A 13,286-nucleotide genomic window follows, 5' to 3' on the forward strand; every position below is an offset into this window, starting at 1 on the left:
TGATATGGTGTCCGAAGTACCGCAAACGGATACTTAAAGGTGAAATAGCCGAGGCTTTGCGTCTTGCCATCACCGCGATCTGCATTGAGCGCGAGTGGCCGATTCTGACCTAGGAAATCCAACCTGACCATATCCATTTGTTCGTAACCATCCCTCCGTCACAGGCTGTAGCCGATGCCGTAAAGATTTTGAAGGGTTCGACGGCCCGGAAGCTGTTTGTGGCTTTCCCGGCGTTGAAGGATCAGCTTTACGGCGGGCATTTGTGGTCTCCGTCCTATTACGTAGGTACGGCTGGCAATGTCAGTGCGGAAACCATCAGGCATTACATTGAAAGGACTGAACATATCAAAGGGCGCAGGTAAGCTCGTTCGACGCAAAGTCGACGTGCGTACCGTCTGCATTGCCTTGGAGGTCGATGCCGATGCTTCCGAAAAGATGCATCAGACCCGTCGTCTCTACGGGCAGGCCTGCAATTTGCTCGTCCCAATCGTCGTGTCCGATACAGATAGGAAAAAACGGCTCTGGCAACGGTACAACCTGCACAAGGCCGCTTATCCGATGGTTCGAACCAAAATGTCCGTTCTTGGTGCACAGCTCGCCTGCAACGTCATGCGTTCGGTGTCGAGCATGTACCAGTCGTGGATCAGCAACCATCCGAACTTCTCGAAGGATAAGAAGATGGTGCTCCCGAGCATCAGCTTCAGGAATCCTGTTGTTCACCTGGACAAGAACACCATTCGCTTCTTCAACAACTACACCGAGGCGTCGGTCTATACGGTGAATGGGCGTGTCGGCGTTCGTCTTCGTCCGGGAAAGTTTCAGCTGAGCCAATTGGCCGGTTTTCTGGCTGAAGAGCTTGCCGGAACGTCGAAGGAGAATCGGATTTACAGGCTTGGCGAATGCAACCTCGTTTGGAAGTGCGGCATCAAAGGCACGCCTTCCAGATGGGAGCTGCACATTGCCATAGAGAAGAAACTCAAGGAAGTATCTCTCGACAACTTGTCTTTGAATCAAGTCATGGGCGTTGATGTTGGCGAAAACAACGCCGCCGCACTGTCTACCGGCCGAATCTTCAAAGCCGGGAAGATGAAGGACGACCGTGACAAATACCTGAGCAGTCGGGCTCGTTTCCAGCGCAATGGCTCCAGAAGCGCCAGACAGGCACTTCGAAAGGCTTCCGGCCGAGAGAAACGACATGTGGAACAAATCAACGACGAAATCAGCAAGTCCATTATTGAAGATGCGGCAGAACGCAATATTCGCCTGATCGTTCTTGAAGATCTTACGAACATCCGCGAGCGAATCAAGGCCGGGCTGAAGGTTCGCGCACGCCTGCACCGCTGGCCCTTCAGGGAGCTTCAGCAGAAGATAGTGGACAAAGCTTGTAGAGCGGGTATCGAAGTGATCTTCGCTGACCCTCGCTATACGTCGCAAACCTGTCCGCATTGCAATGCCATCGGACGCTCGGCCTAGAACCAAATGACTATGCCGCAGAGGCCGGGCGGCGCTACCATTGAAGGATCCCGCAAGTCTTCACCCGCCGGCCGCGTCTCATGATTCTCGAAGCCTTTCTTCTGTCCCTCAACTGCGTCGTCATCCTGCTGATTCTCGGCGGCGCAGGCTACGTGACGGCCGCACGGGGCTGGTACGACAAGAGCTCCCGCGTCCTGCTTGCGCGCCTCGTGACCTTTCTCTCCCTGCCCGCCTACCTCTTCTCGAGCGTCATGCAGACGCTTGACCACGACGGACTCCTGACGCTTGTGGGTTCGATGGCGACGCCCTTCATCTCGATCTGGACCTGCTTCCTGCTGAGCCGCATCATCGCGCGCGTCTGCCATGTCGAGGGGGTGCATTCGGGCGTCTTTTCGAGCGCCTTCACGGCAACGAACAACATGTTCATCGGCCTGCCCGTCTCGCTCGCGCTCTTCGGCACCGAGGCGATGGTGCCCACGCTCCTCTACTTCTTTGCGAACACCACGTTCTTCTGGACGGTCGGCAACTACATGGAGGCGGCCGACGGGAGGCTTGCCACGATGCAGAAGCCCCAGAAGGTGTTCTCGGCGCAGACCTTCAAACGTATCTTCACGCCGCCGCTCCTCGGCTTCCTCACGGCCATCGTGTTCATCCTGCTCGACTTCACGCCTCCGAAGGCGATCATGGACGCCGCGCACTACATGGGCGGCATCACGACTCCGCTCGCGCTCGTCTTCGTGGGCTGCATGCTCTACAACATCGGCATCCGCAACATCCGCGTCACGAAGGACATGCTCTGGGTCTACATCGGGCGCTTCGTGATCTGCCCGCTCGTGTGCCTTGTGCTCACGTACGTCATTCCCATTCCGCCGCTCTTTGCGAAGGTCTACGTCATTCAGGCGGCGCTGCCCTGCATCACGCAGATCGCCGTGCTCGCCGAATTCCACCACGCCGATGTCAAGTTCGCGACGACGGCCGTCGCCTCGACGACGCTCTTCTCGCTCGCCGTGATCCCTGCGTGGATGATCCTCGTGACGATGCTCATCCCGAGCTGATCACGGCGGACCTTCCGACCTATTCCGCGGCCTGCTTCTTCGAAAGCGCGTCGAACTCTTCCTTCCTCGCGACCACGTCGGCAAGGTCACGGTCGAGCTGCTCGATGTCACGCTCGAGATCGCGGATGTCCTCTTCGTCCGCCTCGATCTCCTCCATGAACTCGATTTCGCCCTCGATGTTGTTGCGCCTGAGCGCCATCGCGTCAAGAATCTGCTCGAAGTCCGAGGCCGTCAGCGCCTCGAGCGGCGCGTCGAGCACGCGGATGCCGCGAAGAACGGGGGCCGTGCCGGGCGCCCAGTCCTCCTCGGGCGACATGAAGGGCTCGCCCGTGTTGGGACCGAATCCCGGCGGCAGGCTCCTCAAGGCCTTCTTTCCGAGCGCCTCATAGGGATTGATGAGATTCACGCCCTCGGTCCCCGGAATCGGGTGCGGAAGCGGCGCGGTGCCAGGCGTCTCGGGTCTGGGCACGAAGGCCTCGTCGGGCAGGTCCGCCAGGGGATCGGCGGGCCGGGCGGGGAGTTCACAGGCGGGGGCCTGCGCTGCAGCAACGGCGGGAGCGTGCGCCGCACCCGCAACCTCGAGGGGCCTAGGCCCGAGCGTCATCGACATCTCGATTTCGCCGAGCACGAGCGGACCCGACTCGGCGGAAAGCCTCAGAATCTGCCCCGTCTCCTCGTTCTTGAGAATGACGGTGCCTTCGGGAAGAATGACAGTAAAGCGGGACATTCGGATCGGACCTCGTGACGGGAAAGAACGCTGTAATCTAATATTAAGCGCAAAGACCTACCATTATCGGGCAACAGAGTCATTCCAACCCGTGCCTGCCGCACGATGACCAACAAAGGATTTTTTCGATGTACACCTTCTTCTCCATCGTTTTCGGCCTCATCTGGGCTGTCGCCTCGTTCCTCCTTCTCTTCAAGGTCTGGGATGTTCTCGGCCCGATCGTGCTCGGCATCTCGAAGAACCACATCGTGCAGGCCGCCGCGCTCGTCATCACCTACATCGTGATCTTCGGCGTCCCCGCCTGGTGCTGGGTGAAGCTCTTCGGCTGACCCGCAGCCCGTACATGACGCCCTCGCCATGAATCCGCGCCCGCCCATCCTCGACCGATGCGGCGGGCGCCGTCGTCATGGGCCATGCGTCGAGCAGGCCGAACCCGTTTTTCAGCATTTGAGAAAAGCGACTTGTCAAATTCTGAAAGTTCCCGTGGGAAGTCAACAATTTTCAAAATTTCCGTCGACGCCTAAACTTCCTCACACAGTTGAGGCGGGCCCGTATCCTGCGGCCGCCGACCATGCTTGACATTCCGACCGAGGAGAACACCATGACCTTCACGAAATTCGCCGTCGCCGCCGCAGCCGCCCTGCTCTGCGCAGGCTCCGTCATCGCCGCCCCCGTCGAGGGCACCGACTACGTCGTCCTTGAAAAGCCGATCCCGAACGCCTCGGGCACCTTCATCAAGGTCTACTCCTACGACTGCCCGTTCTGCTACAAATACGACAAGTCCGTCGTTCCGGCCGTCAAGGCCAAGCTCGACAAGGAAATGAAGTTCCTCGACTACCATCTCCATACCAAGGGCAAGTACGGCAAGGAAGGCTCCGAGGTCCTCGCCGTGATGTGGGTCGCCGACGAAGCCGCCGGCCGCGATCCGTATGCTGCCGACGCCATGCACAAGAAGGCGAAGTTCGCCCTCTACAAGGCCTACCACGACAAGAAGCAGCGCTGGGATGACGGCGCCGACGCCTTCCGCGCAACCGCCCTCGAGGCCGTCGGCATGTCCAAGGCCGATTTCGACGCCAAAAAGAATGATCCGAAGGTTCAGGCGCTCGTGAAGGCCTGGGCCGACAGCACCTACGACGTCGCCAAGATCCAGGGCGTGCCGGCCTTCGTGGTCAACGGCAAGTACCTCCTGAAGACAGCCTCCATCCGCTCCATCGACGGTCTCGTGGAAAACATCCGCGAACTCTCCAAGAAGTAAGAGGTCCTGACAAATGAAGGGATTCTGCGAAAGCTTCCGAAAGAGTCCGATGACGGCCTTCGCCGACTGGCAGGAGACGCGCGAGCCGTGGATCCTCTTCGGCGTGACCTCGATCATCCTGGTGCTTCTGGCCCACTACCTCTTCCAGGGCTGGCTCTACATGCTGCCCTGCGAGCAGTGCGTCTACATCCGCTACGGCAACATCGTCATGGCGATCGGCGCCTTCCTCATCACGATCAATCCGAAGCAGGCTCTGCTGAAGATCGCCGGCATCGGCGTCTTCCTCTACGGCCTCATCTACACGATGATCTGCTCCTGGAAGCTCATGGGCATCCATGACGCCGTCCACTCCGACGACCCGATGGCCATGTTCGGCATGCAGGGCTGCTCGACGGAGCCGACTTATCACTTCGGCCTTCCGCTCGACAAGTGGGCTCCCGACTGGTTCAAGCAGACGGGCGACTGCGGCTACGACGCCCCCGTCGTGCCCGACGGCACCCAGCTCGGCGACTTCCAGCGCTGGCTCATCGAGGTCTATCAGGCGAGCGACGGCTGGTACCTCTTCCCGCAGTGGAAGTTCATGGACATGGCTGAATGCTGCATGCTCGCCTGCGTCTGCTACGCGGCGCTTCTCCTGGTTCTTCTCGCCGCCTGGGGCATGCGCGCCATGAAGAAGGCCTGATCCTCCACAGTGTCTTCACCCGGCCGCTCCGAGCAAAGCCGGCGGCGGTTCCAGTTCAACCGCCAACCGGCTGACGCAGCGTCTCTGGTCCGACGCCACGCCGGCCATCCTCCCAAGCAATGGGCGCCCGACGGCATCAACCGTCAGACGCCCATTGTCCATTTGGCGTCAGGTCACCCCTTCACGCAGAGGAACTGCTTGAAGACGGTCACGGGTCTCACGAGGTCGGCCTGCTGCGCCATCACCTCGTCGATGGACTTGTAGGCCGACGGAATCTCGTCGAGCACGCCGGGATCGTGCCTGCAGACGACGCCCGCCGTCTCGCGCTTCAGGTCGGCAACCGTGAAGACCTTTTTGGCCTGCGTGCGGCTCATCGTGCGGCCCGCGCCGTGCGCGGACGACATGAAGGACTCCTCGGAGCCGAGTCCCTCGACCAGATACGAGGCGGCGCCCATGCTCCCCGGGATGATGCCGAGCTCGCCCCTGCCCGCATGAACGGCGCCCTTGCGCGTCACCCATACGTCGCGCCCGTAATGCGTCTCGCGAGCCACGTAGTTGTGATGGCAGTCGACGACGGGCTCGTCGGAGGAGATCTCCGCCCCCGGCATCACCTCTCGCACCGCGGCCATGACGTCCTCCATCATGATCTCGCGGTTGATCTTCGCATAGGCCTGCGCCCAGTTGACCGCATCCATGTAGTCGTTGAAGTCATCGGTGCCCTCATCGAACCAAGCGAGCGCGGGATCGGGCAGCCGGACCTTCCCTCCAAGTGCCTTCTCGCGGGCGATGCCGATGAAGCGCGAGGCCATGACGTTGCCCACGCCGCGCGAACCCGAATGGAGCATCACGCGCACGACGCCGTCTGCATCAGAGGTGAGTTCGATGAAGTGGTTGCCCGCTCCCAAGCTTCCGAGCTGGCTCTGCCAGGTCATGGACACCATGCGCTCGAGGAGTTCGGGATGACGGTCGAGAAGGCTCTTCATGCCTTCCTCGAAGGGCTCCGTGCGGTCGTGACGCACGGCGTCGGGCCTCCTCTCGGTCATGCCGACGGGCACGTGCCGCAGAATCGCCTCGTAGACAGCGCGGACCGCGCGGTCGTCAAGGTCGCCGCGCCTGAAGTTGAGTCGTGCAAGGCGCATGCCGCAGCCGATGTCGACGCCGACGGCGCTCGGGATGACGGCGCCTTCGGTCGCGATCACGCTGCCTATGGTGGCGCCCAGACCTGCATGAACGTCGGGCATCGCCGCGACGTGATGAAAGACGAACGGCAACGAGGCCGTGTTGAGAAGCTGCTCACGCGACTTGTCGTCGAGCGTCTTCGCCCAGACGTGAACAGGGACGCTTCCTTCGCGTCCGATGATGGAAAAGGCCGCCATGGCGGTACCTCCACATTAGTTCTTTTTAGTTTCAGTTGATATATTTCACCTTTTTCGCAACAAGGGTTCAATTATATGAAGAAGTGCTCGCCCGCACACGCGGGAAAACACCTGAAACGCAAAGGCCGCCGTCGTTCAGTCGAACGCGGCGGCCTTTTCTGAGGCTGTCGAATGTCAGCGGACGGTGCCGATGACGAGGTCGATGCCTTCGGTGCCCGTCTGGACGGGAGCGGAAGTCTCGCCCTCGAGGTCGCCCGCCTGCGGCATGAAGTTGCCGGTGCGGGAGATTCGGGCTCCGACGATCACGTCCTTGACGTCGGCGAGCGTCGTGGCGCCCATGGCCATCGTCATGTCGCTCGTGAGCTTGAACTCAAAGGGGAGCTCCTTGGCGGTGATGCGCATGAAGGCGACCGGCATTTTCGAGCCCGTGGTCGGGCGTGCGTAGATGAAGACAGTGTCCTCGGGCTTGACCTTGTCGGCGTGGGCCTTGTCGAGCGTCACGCGGCCGGAGACAAACGAGGGCTCGGCGGCCTGGACGGTCGGGACGCTCTCGCCCTTGAAGGCTTCGGCCTCAGCCTGACGGGCTGCGGGATCCATGCCGGCGAGGCGGCGGGCCTCGTCGATGTTGTTGCGGATCTGCTGGGCGTCGCCGAAGTCCTCGGGAAGCACGACGAGGAGCTTTTCCCAGTAGGCGGCGGCTTCGGCGTACTTCTCATGATCCCAGGCGTCGATGGCAAGGAGCGCGAGCGCCTTCCACTGGCCCGGATCGATCTTGAGGGCGCGTTGCAGAAGCGCACGGGCCTCGTCCGTGATCACCTTGTTGTTCGCGGCGGCCGTCATGTCGGCCATGTCGGCGATGATGTCGGCGTTGTTCGGCACCAGACGGTCGACCTCGCGGAAGGCGTCAAGCGCCTCGGCGAAGCGACCCACGTTGGAGAGCGTGCGCGCGAGCATGTACCAGGTCTGGGCGTCGTCGGGCGTCTCCTTCAGGCGGTTCTGAAGGCGCTCGATGGCGGCCATCATGTCGGACTGGCTGTGGCCCTGCGTCTGGCGCTGCTGGTTCTGGACGGCCTCGAGGAAGGCGGGGTCCATGGCGTTGTAGCGGCCTAGCGCAAGATAACCGAAGACGGCGGAGGCGGGAATCACGACGGCGAGCACGACGGCGATGATTCGGGCGACCTTGGACTGGTCCTTGACTTCGGCGTCGGTGTCGCGGGCGGTTTCCTCAAGCACGCGGCGCTCGAGTTCGAGGCGGGACTCCTCGTACTCGTCGAGGTCGATGCGGCCGGCCTCACGCTCCTTTTCAAGGTCCGCGGCCTGCTGACGCAGGATGCCGAGAATCGTTTCGTGGCGGTCTTCGGCGTCAGCGGCCTTGCGGCCGCCGAACCAGAGCGGCAGCGCCACGGCGGCCATCGCGATCAGGCAGAAGACGACGCAGATGATGATGAAGGTTGTCAGCATCGGTTACTCCTTGTCGCCCGAGAGCAGCTTGTCCGCGCGGGCCTTTTCCTCGGCGGTGAGCGGACGGACGGTCTTGGCGACGGCCGACTTGCGGCGGCGGAGGTTGAGGTAGAACGCGGCGAGGCCCACGAGGAAGAGTGCGACGGGGCCGAGCCAGAGGATGACCGTGTTGGCCTTGAAGGGCGGCTTGTAGAGCACGAAGTCGCCGTAGCGTTCGACCATGTAGTCCACGATCTCCTTGTTGGTCTTGCCGGCCTTGACCTGCTCGATCACCTGGTTGCGCAGGTCGACGGCGAGCTCGGCGTTGGAGTCGGCGATGGACTGGTTCTGGCAGACGAGGCAGCGGAGCTGCTCGGAAACCTCGACGACGCGCTGGTGGGCGATCGGGTCAAAGGCGGTCGGAGCGGCTTCGCGCGGAGCTGCGAAGGCCGTGCCGGCCATCAGTGCGCAGGCCGCGAGGGCGGCGCCCATAAGCTTGACGGACTTCATGTTATTCGGCCTCCAGCTGCTTGATGAGGGGCTTGAGCTGCTCGTTCCAGATCTGCGGATCGAGCGGGTAGCTCACCTTGGCCCGGATCACGCCCTTCTTGTCGATGACGAAGGTCTCGGGAACGCCCGTGACGCCGAGGTCAAGACCGACCCGGTTCTTCACCTCGAAGACGACCATGTCGTAAGGATTGCCCTGCTGGCGCAGCATGTTGAGGGCGGCGCCAGGATTGTCCTTGTAGACGAAGCCAACGATCGGGGTCTTGAGGCCGTCCTTCTTGAGCTTGACCATGTAGGGGTGCTCCTGCTTGCAGGGAATGCACCACGTGGCCCAGACGTTGAGCATCCAGACCTTGCCCTTCATCTCCTCGGTGGAGAGCGTCTTCGTGGTGTCGAAGAGCGTCGGGAGCGACCACTGCGGCATCGGCTTGTTGATGAGCACGCTGGGCAACTGTCGCGGATCCATGTAGAGCCCCTTGAAGAGGAAGCCCGCGAGGACAATGAAGATTCCGAAAGGAATCAGATACTTGAGAGACTTGCTCATGACTTATTCTCCGTCAGCTTCGTTCTTCTGCTTGCGGCGGCGGTAGCGTCGGTCGGACGCGGCCCAAAGGCCAGCGGCGGCCATGATGATGCAGCCCCACCAGATCCAGGTGACGTAAGGCTTGTAGTAGGCGCGCACGACCCAGCCGCCGTCATTGGTCGGCGTGCCGAGGCTCACGTACACGTCGCCCGTGATCGAGTGGCGGATGGCGGACTCGGTCATCGGCATCGAGTTTGAGCTGTAGTACTTGCGCTTTTCAGGATAGAGGTGCTGGAGCTCCCTGCCGTTCACGGAGAGCGTGAAATCGCCGCGGTCGGCCGTGTAGTTCGGGCCGCGGACGGTTTCGACGCCGTTGAACGTGAAGGTGTAGCCGGCGACCGTCACGGTCTCGCCTTCGTACATGCGCACGTCGCGTTCGGACTGGTAGCCCTTGACGAGCGCCACACCGATGATGAAGACGGCCACGCCGATGTGGGCGAGCTGCATGCCCCAGAAGGCGCGCGGCTGGCGCATCAGGCGGGCGAAGACATTGCCCGGCTGGTTGCGGATCTGATGACGGAACGTCTGGATCACGGCAAAGAAGACGAACATCGCGGACGTGCAGCCGAGGAAGACCCAGTGGCCGAACTCGCCCATGAGGAGCGGGATGGCGGCGCCGGCCACGATGGCGGCGACGAGGCACCAGGCGAGCTCGCGGGCGAGCGCCTTCGGATCGGCGTCCTTCCAGCGGGCGAGCGGACCCACGCCCATCAGGAACACGCACGGCAGCATGAGCGGACCGAAGACGGCGTCAAAGTACGGGGGGCCGACCGAGATCTTGCCTGCGTTGAGCGCGTCGAGGAAGAGCGGATAGAGCGTGCCGAGAAGCACGGCACCCATGGCCACGACGAGCAGCACGTTGTTGACGAGGAGCATCGACTCGCGGGAGATGAGCGAGAAGTTGCCGCCCAGACCCACCGTCGGGGCGCGCCATGCAAAGAGCAGGAACGAGAGGCCGATGACGATGATGAGGAAGGCCAGAATGAAGAGACCGCGCTCGGGGTCGGTCGCGAAGGCGTGCACCGAGGTGAGCACGCCGGAGCGCACGAGGAAGGTGCCGAGGAGCGAGAGCGAGAACGTCAGGATCGCGAGGAGCACCGTCCAGATGCGGAAGCAACCGCGCTTTTCGGTGACGGCGAGCGAGTGGATGAGCGCGGTGCCCGTGAGCCACGGCATGAACGAGGAGTTCTCGACCGGGTCCCAGAACCACCAGCCGCCCCAGCCGAGCTCGTAGTAGGCCCAGTAGGAGCCGAGCGCGATGCCGAGCGTGAGGAGCACCCAGGCGGCCGTCGTCCACGGACGCATCCAGCGGGCCCAGGCGGCGTCAAGACGACCGGAGATGAGCGCGGCGATCGCGAAGGCGAACGGCACGGCGAAGCCCACGTAGCCCAGATAGAGGAGCGGCGGATGGAAAACCATGCCCGGGTCCTGCAGCAGCGGATTGAGGTCCGCGCCCTCGGCGGGCGCAGGGAAGAGGCGCAGGAACGGATTGGAGGTGAGCAGCATGAAGAGGAGGAAGCCCATGCCGACGAGGCCGAGCACGCCCGTCACGCGGGCGACCATCTCGGCGGGCAGGCGGCGGGCGCAGAAGGCGACCGCGGCGCCCCACCATCCGAGCGTCACCGTCCAGAAGAGGATCGAGCCTTCGTGGGAGCCCCAGGTCGCGGCCACCTTGTAGTACCAGGGCAGAAGCGAGTTGGAGTTGTTCGCCACGTTGAGGACGGTGAAGTCCGACAGGTAGAACGAGTAGGCAAGGCAGCCAATGGCCACCGTGCCGAAGAACGCGTTGGCGGCAGCGGCGGGACGGGCGACCGCCATCAGCGCGCGGTTGCCCTTGGCAGCGCCGACAAGCGGGAGCACGCCCTGGACGATGCTCAACGCAAGGCACAGGATCAGTGCGAAGTGACCGATTTCAGGAATCACTTGTTTTCTCCGGTTTGTGTATGGGGACGGATGCTTCCGTCTTCTCTCTTTATGCAAGCAAGGGCATGGCCGCTTTGCCTGGCCCTCGGGTCAGGCGGGCGGTCACACCCGGCTCAATAAAAACTCAATTGACTGGAAGGGCAGGCATCAGGACTTCGCGGCCTGGGCCTGCTCGGCCTGCTTCTTGGCTACGCCCGCCTTGTGGGCGTCTTCGAGAGCCTTGGCAGCCTCGGGCGGCATGTAGTTCTCGTCGTGCTTGGCGAGCACTTCGGAGGCGCAGAAGACGCCCTGCTCGTCGAGCTTGCCCTGGGCCACGACGCCCTGGCCTTCGGCGAAGAGGTCGGGGAGGATGCCCTTGTACTGGACGGGAACGATCTTGGCGGTGTCGGTGATACCGAAGGTGACGGTCACGCCGTCGGCCTGGCGCTTGACGCTGCCGGGCTCGACCACGCCGCCGAGCCTGAACGTGCGGCCCGTCGGGGCTTCCTTCGCGGCCACCTGCGTGGGCGAGAAGAAGAAGACGAGGTTTTCATTGAATGCCTGCAGGGCGAGCGTCACGCCGGCGCCGACGGCCACGACGGCCGCGCCGATGAGGGCGAGTTTCTTGGTCTTCGAGTCCATGGTTTACATCTCCAGCGTCGATTTGGCTGCACGGGCCTCGCGGGCGAGGCGAGCGCAGATCTTGGCGCGGCGGGCGCGCAGGGAAAAGATTTCGTAGATCACGGCGACGAGCAGCGCGCCGTAGGCGCACCAAACGAAGTAGCCGTGGCCGTTCATGTAGATGAAGTCGGAAAGACTGTTCCAGTTGTTCACAGCTTGCCCTCCAAGGCCGCTTCCTTGGTCCAGTTCTCGCGGCGTTCGCGTTCGAGGATGATGGAGCGGGTGCGGGCGAGGACCATGCCGGCACCGTAGCACATGCCCGCCACGACCATGATGAGGAGCGTGTAGAGCATGATGGGCGCAATGGAGGAGCCCCTCGACGTGATCGAGGCGCCCTGATGGAGCGTGTTCCACCACTGCACGGAGAAGTAGATGATCGGCACGTTGATCACGCCCACGATGCTGATGACGCTCGCGGCGCGGTCGGCGCGGCGCTTGTCGTCAATGGCGGAGTGCAGCGCGATGAAGCCGAGATAGAGGAAGAAGAGGATGAGCTCCGACGTCAGGCGAGCGTCCCACACCCAGTACGTGCCCCAGGTCGGACGGCCCCAGAAGGCGCCAGAGAAGAGCGCGATGAAGGCCATCAGCGCGCCCGTGGGGGCCATCGCCTGGGCAAGCATGAAGCAGATGCGGTTGTTGCGCCACAGACCGATGGCGCTGAAGACAGCCATCAGCACGTAGAGCAGCATCGAGAGCCAGGCGGCCGAGACGTGGATGAAGATGATGCGGTAGGAGTTGCCCTGGCGCGCATCGACCGGGCACACGAAGAAGCCCAGGTAGAAGCCCACGACGAAGAGCACGAGTGCCAGCCCGAGAATCCACGGGATGACCTTGCCTGCGAGGCGGTAGAAGTTCTGAGGGTCGGATAAGCTCATCTTGATCAGGTCTCCGAATATATTTTCAAAAGTCTTTCCAGCGTTCGCTTCGCCCGCATCAACTTTCGGCGATGCGAAGGGCCGCGGACACGGCCATCGGGGCGAGCGCGAGACTCAGCAGCGTCAGGCCGCCCACGATCATGAAGTGCGCGGCGGGGCTCATCGAGACGGCGACCGCCTGGCTGGCGCCCGCGCCGAAGATGAGGACGGGAATGTAGAGCGGAAGCACGAGCAGGCTCGTGAGCACGCCGCCTCCGCGAAGGCCGAGCGTGAGTGCGGCGCCCACGGCTCCCACGAGGGAGAGGACCGGCGTGCCGAGGAAGAGGCTCGCGACCATCACAAGGGTCACGTCGAGCGGCAGGTCGAAGAGGATGCCGAAAACCGCGGCGAAGATCGTCATCGGAACGCCCGTGACGAGCCAGTGCGCGAAGACCTTGGCTACGACCACCACGGGAAGCGGCTCGGCGGTGACGAGCATCTGCTCGAGCGTGCCGTCGGCATGATCGGCCTCGAACATGCGCGGCAGCGAGAGAAGCGCGGCGAGAAGCGCGGCGACCCACACGACGCCGGGGGCGATCGAGCGGAGGATGTTGGTTTCGGCGCCCACGCCGAGCGGCACGAGCGTCACGACGACCGCAAAGAAGAAGATCACCTGCGCAAGGTCGGACTTGCGGCGGAAGGCGAGCATCAGGTCGCGGCGGAGGATGATTCGGAAAAGCTTGAACATGAC

General features: G+C 62.8%; 16 protein-coding genes. 6 read left to right on the forward strand and 10 right to left on the reverse strand.

What is annotated here, in order from left to right; translation table 11 throughout:
- The first annotated feature begins 137 nt into the window (after positions 1–137).
- From tnpA to HMPREF9465_RS09840, 3 genes are all read left to right on the forward strand, one after another.
- Positions 138–362 (forward strand): IS200/IS605 family transposase, encoded by a 225-nt coding sequence (gene tnpA, locus HMPREF9465_RS13790; RefSeq protein WP_231289384.1) that lies wholly within the window; start codon positions 138–140, stop codon positions 360–362.
- Between the two features lie 22 nt (positions 363–384).
- A complete protein-coding gene (locus HMPREF9465_RS09835) occupies positions 385–1,473 on the forward strand; it encodes an RNA-guided endonuclease InsQ/TnpB family protein (protein ID WP_051009068.1) in 1,089 nt (362 codons plus the stop codon).
- Between the two features lie 80 nt (positions 1,474–1,553).
- On the forward strand, positions 1,554–2,528 hold the full coding sequence (locus tag HMPREF9465_RS09840; protein ID WP_005436514.1) for an AEC family transporter: 975 nt from the start codon (positions 1,554–1,556) through the stop codon (positions 2,526–2,528).
- A gap of 19 nt (positions 2,529–2,547) precedes the next feature.
- On the opposite strand, the gene HMPREF9465_RS09845 is transcribed toward HMPREF9465_RS09840, so the two are convergent.
- Positions 2,548–3,255 carry a hypothetical protein gene (locus HMPREF9465_RS09845; RefSeq protein ID WP_005436516.1) on the reverse strand — a complete coding sequence of 236 codons (708 nt, stop codon included), beginning with the start codon at positions 3,253–3,255 and terminating at the stop codon, positions 2,548–2,550.
- Between the two features lie 128 nt (positions 3,256–3,383).
- Here HMPREF9465_RS09845 and HMPREF9465_RS09850 point away from each other — a divergent pair, with 128 nt between their 5' ends.
- The 3 genes from HMPREF9465_RS09850 (at position 3,384) to dsbI (ending at position 5,192) form a co-directional block, all read left to right on the forward strand.
- Complete coding sequence (locus HMPREF9465_RS09850; RefSeq protein ID WP_005436518.1) at positions 3,384–3,584, forward strand: hypothetical protein; 201 nt, start codon at positions 3,384–3,386, stop codon at positions 3,582–3,584.
- Positions 3,585–3,856: 272 nt separating this feature from the next.
- Positions 3,857–4,510: a thiol:disulfide interchange protein DsbA/DsbL gene (locus tag HMPREF9465_RS09855; protein ID WP_005436519.1), complete on the forward strand. Its 654-nt coding sequence runs from the start codon at positions 3,857–3,859 to the stop codon at positions 4,508–4,510.
- A gap of 13 nt (positions 4,511–4,523) precedes the next feature.
- Positions 4,524–5,192: a protein-disulfide oxidoreductase DsbI gene (dsbI, locus tag HMPREF9465_RS09860; RefSeq protein WP_005436520.1), complete on the forward strand. Its 669-nt coding sequence runs from the start codon at positions 4,524–4,526 to the stop codon at positions 5,190–5,192.
- A 173-nt stretch (positions 5,193–5,365) separates the two neighbouring features.
- On the opposite strand, the gene HMPREF9465_RS09865 is transcribed toward dsbI, so the two are convergent.
- The 9 genes from HMPREF9465_RS09865 to ccmB form a co-directional block, all read right to left on the reverse strand.
- Entirely contained in the window at positions 5,366–6,568 is a 1,203-nt protein-coding gene (locus tag HMPREF9465_RS09865; protein WP_005436521.1) for an RtcB family protein, read from the reverse strand.
- Positions 6,569–6,742: 174 nt separating this feature from the next.
- Positions 6,743–8,029, reverse strand: a complete 1,287-nt coding sequence (ccmI, locus tag HMPREF9465_RS09870) for a c-type cytochrome biogenesis protein CcmI (protein ID WP_005436522.1) — start codon at positions 8,027–8,029, stop codon at positions 6,743–6,745.
- Positions 8,030–8,032: 3 nt separating this feature from the next.
- Positions 8,033–8,518 (reverse strand): cytochrome c-type biogenesis protein, encoded by a 486-nt coding sequence (locus HMPREF9465_RS09875; RefSeq protein WP_005436523.1) that lies wholly within the window; start codon positions 8,516–8,518, stop codon positions 8,033–8,035.
- A gap of 1 nt (position 8,519) precedes the next feature.
- The gene (locus HMPREF9465_RS09880) at positions 8,520–9,059 is read right to left on the reverse strand and encodes a DsbE family thiol:disulfide interchange protein (protein ID WP_005436532.1); all 540 of its coding nucleotides are present in this window, start codon (positions 9,057–9,059) and stop codon (positions 8,520–8,522) included.
- A gap of 3 nt (positions 9,060–9,062) precedes the next feature.
- Positions 9,063–11,021, reverse strand: coding sequence for a heme lyase CcmF/NrfE family subunit (locus tag HMPREF9465_RS09885; protein ID WP_005436533.1), 1,959 nt, complete (start codon positions 11,019–11,021; stop codon positions 9,063–9,065).
- A gap of 147 nt (positions 11,022–11,168) precedes the next feature.
- On the reverse strand, positions 11,169–11,642 hold the full coding sequence (ccmE, locus tag HMPREF9465_RS09890) for a cytochrome c maturation protein CcmE (protein ID WP_005436534.1): 474 nt from the start codon (positions 11,640–11,642) through the stop codon (positions 11,169–11,171).
- 3 nt (positions 11,643–11,645) lie between these two features.
- Positions 11,646–11,834, reverse strand: coding sequence for a heme exporter protein CcmD (gene ccmD / locus HMPREF9465_RS09895; RefSeq protein ID WP_005436538.1), 189 nt, complete (start codon positions 11,832–11,834; stop codon positions 11,646–11,648).
- Positions 11,831–12,556: a heme ABC transporter permease gene (locus tag HMPREF9465_RS09900; protein WP_005436540.1), complete on the reverse strand. Its 726-nt coding sequence runs from the start codon at positions 12,554–12,556 to the stop codon at positions 11,831–11,833. The genes ccmD and HMPREF9465_RS09900 overlap by 4 nt, the downstream gene beginning before the upstream one ends.
- Positions 12,557–12,614: 58 nt before the next feature.
- Complete coding sequence (gene ccmB, locus HMPREF9465_RS09905) at positions 12,615–13,283, reverse strand: heme exporter protein CcmB (RefSeq protein ID WP_005436541.1); 669 nt, start codon at positions 13,281–13,283, stop codon at positions 12,615–12,617.
- Positions 13,284–13,286: the final 3 nt, after the last annotated feature.

The organism is Sutterella wadsworthensis 2_1_59BFAA (assembly GCF_000297775.1).
GTDB lineage: Bacteria > Pseudomonadota > Gammaproteobacteria > Burkholderiales > Burkholderiaceae_F > Sutterella > Sutterella wadsworthensis_A.

What these genes read in the sequence shown, in the direction of transcription:
- HMPREF9465_RS09840 (WP_005436514.1), top strand. Translation starts at nt 1,554, where the DNA reads ATGATTCTCGAAGCCTTTCTTCTGTCCCTCAACTGCGTCGTCATCCTG.
- HMPREF9465_RS09845 (WP_005436516.1), bottom strand. Translation starts at nt 3,255, where the DNA reads ATGTCCCGCTTTACTGTCATTCTTCCCGAAGGCACCGTCATTCTCAAG.
- HMPREF9465_RS09850 (WP_005436518.1), top strand. Translation starts at nt 3,384, where the DNA reads ATGTACACCTTCTTCTCCATCGTTTTCGGCCTCATCTGGGCTGTCGCC.
- HMPREF9465_RS09855 (WP_005436519.1), top strand. Translation starts at nt 3,857, where the DNA reads ATGACCTTCACGAAATTCGCCGTCGCCGCCGCAGCCGCCCTGCTCTGC.
- dsbI (WP_005436520.1), top strand. Translation starts at nt 4,524, where the DNA reads ATGAAGGGATTCTGCGAAAGCTTCCGAAAGAGTCCGATGACGGCCTTC.
- HMPREF9465_RS09865 (WP_005436521.1), bottom strand. Translation starts at nt 6,568, where the DNA reads ATGGCGGCCTTTTCCATCATCGGACGCGAAGGAAGCGTCCCTGTTCAC.
- ccmI (WP_005436522.1), bottom strand. Translation starts at nt 8,029, where the DNA reads ATGCTGACAACCTTCATCATCATCTGCGTCGTCTTCTGCCTGATCGCG.
- HMPREF9465_RS09875 (WP_005436523.1), bottom strand. Translation starts at nt 8,518, where the DNA reads ATGAAGTCCGTCAAGCTTATGGGCGCCGCCCTCGCGGCCTGCGCACTG.
- HMPREF9465_RS09880 (WP_005436532.1), bottom strand. Translation starts at nt 9,059, where the DNA reads ATGAGCAAGTCTCTCAAGTATCTGATTCCTTTCGGAATCTTCATTGTC.
- ccmE (WP_005436534.1), bottom strand. Translation starts at nt 11,642, where the DNA reads ATGGACTCGAAGACCAAGAAACTCGCCCTCATCGGCGCGGCCGTCGTG.
- HMPREF9465_RS09900 (WP_005436540.1), bottom strand. Translation starts at nt 12,556, where the DNA reads ATGAGCTTATCCGACCCTCAGAACTTCTACCGCCTCGCAGGCAAGGTC.
- ccmB (WP_005436541.1), bottom strand. Translation starts at nt 13,283, where the DNA reads ATGTTCAAGCTTTTCCGAATCATCCTCCGCCGCGACCTGATGCTCGCC.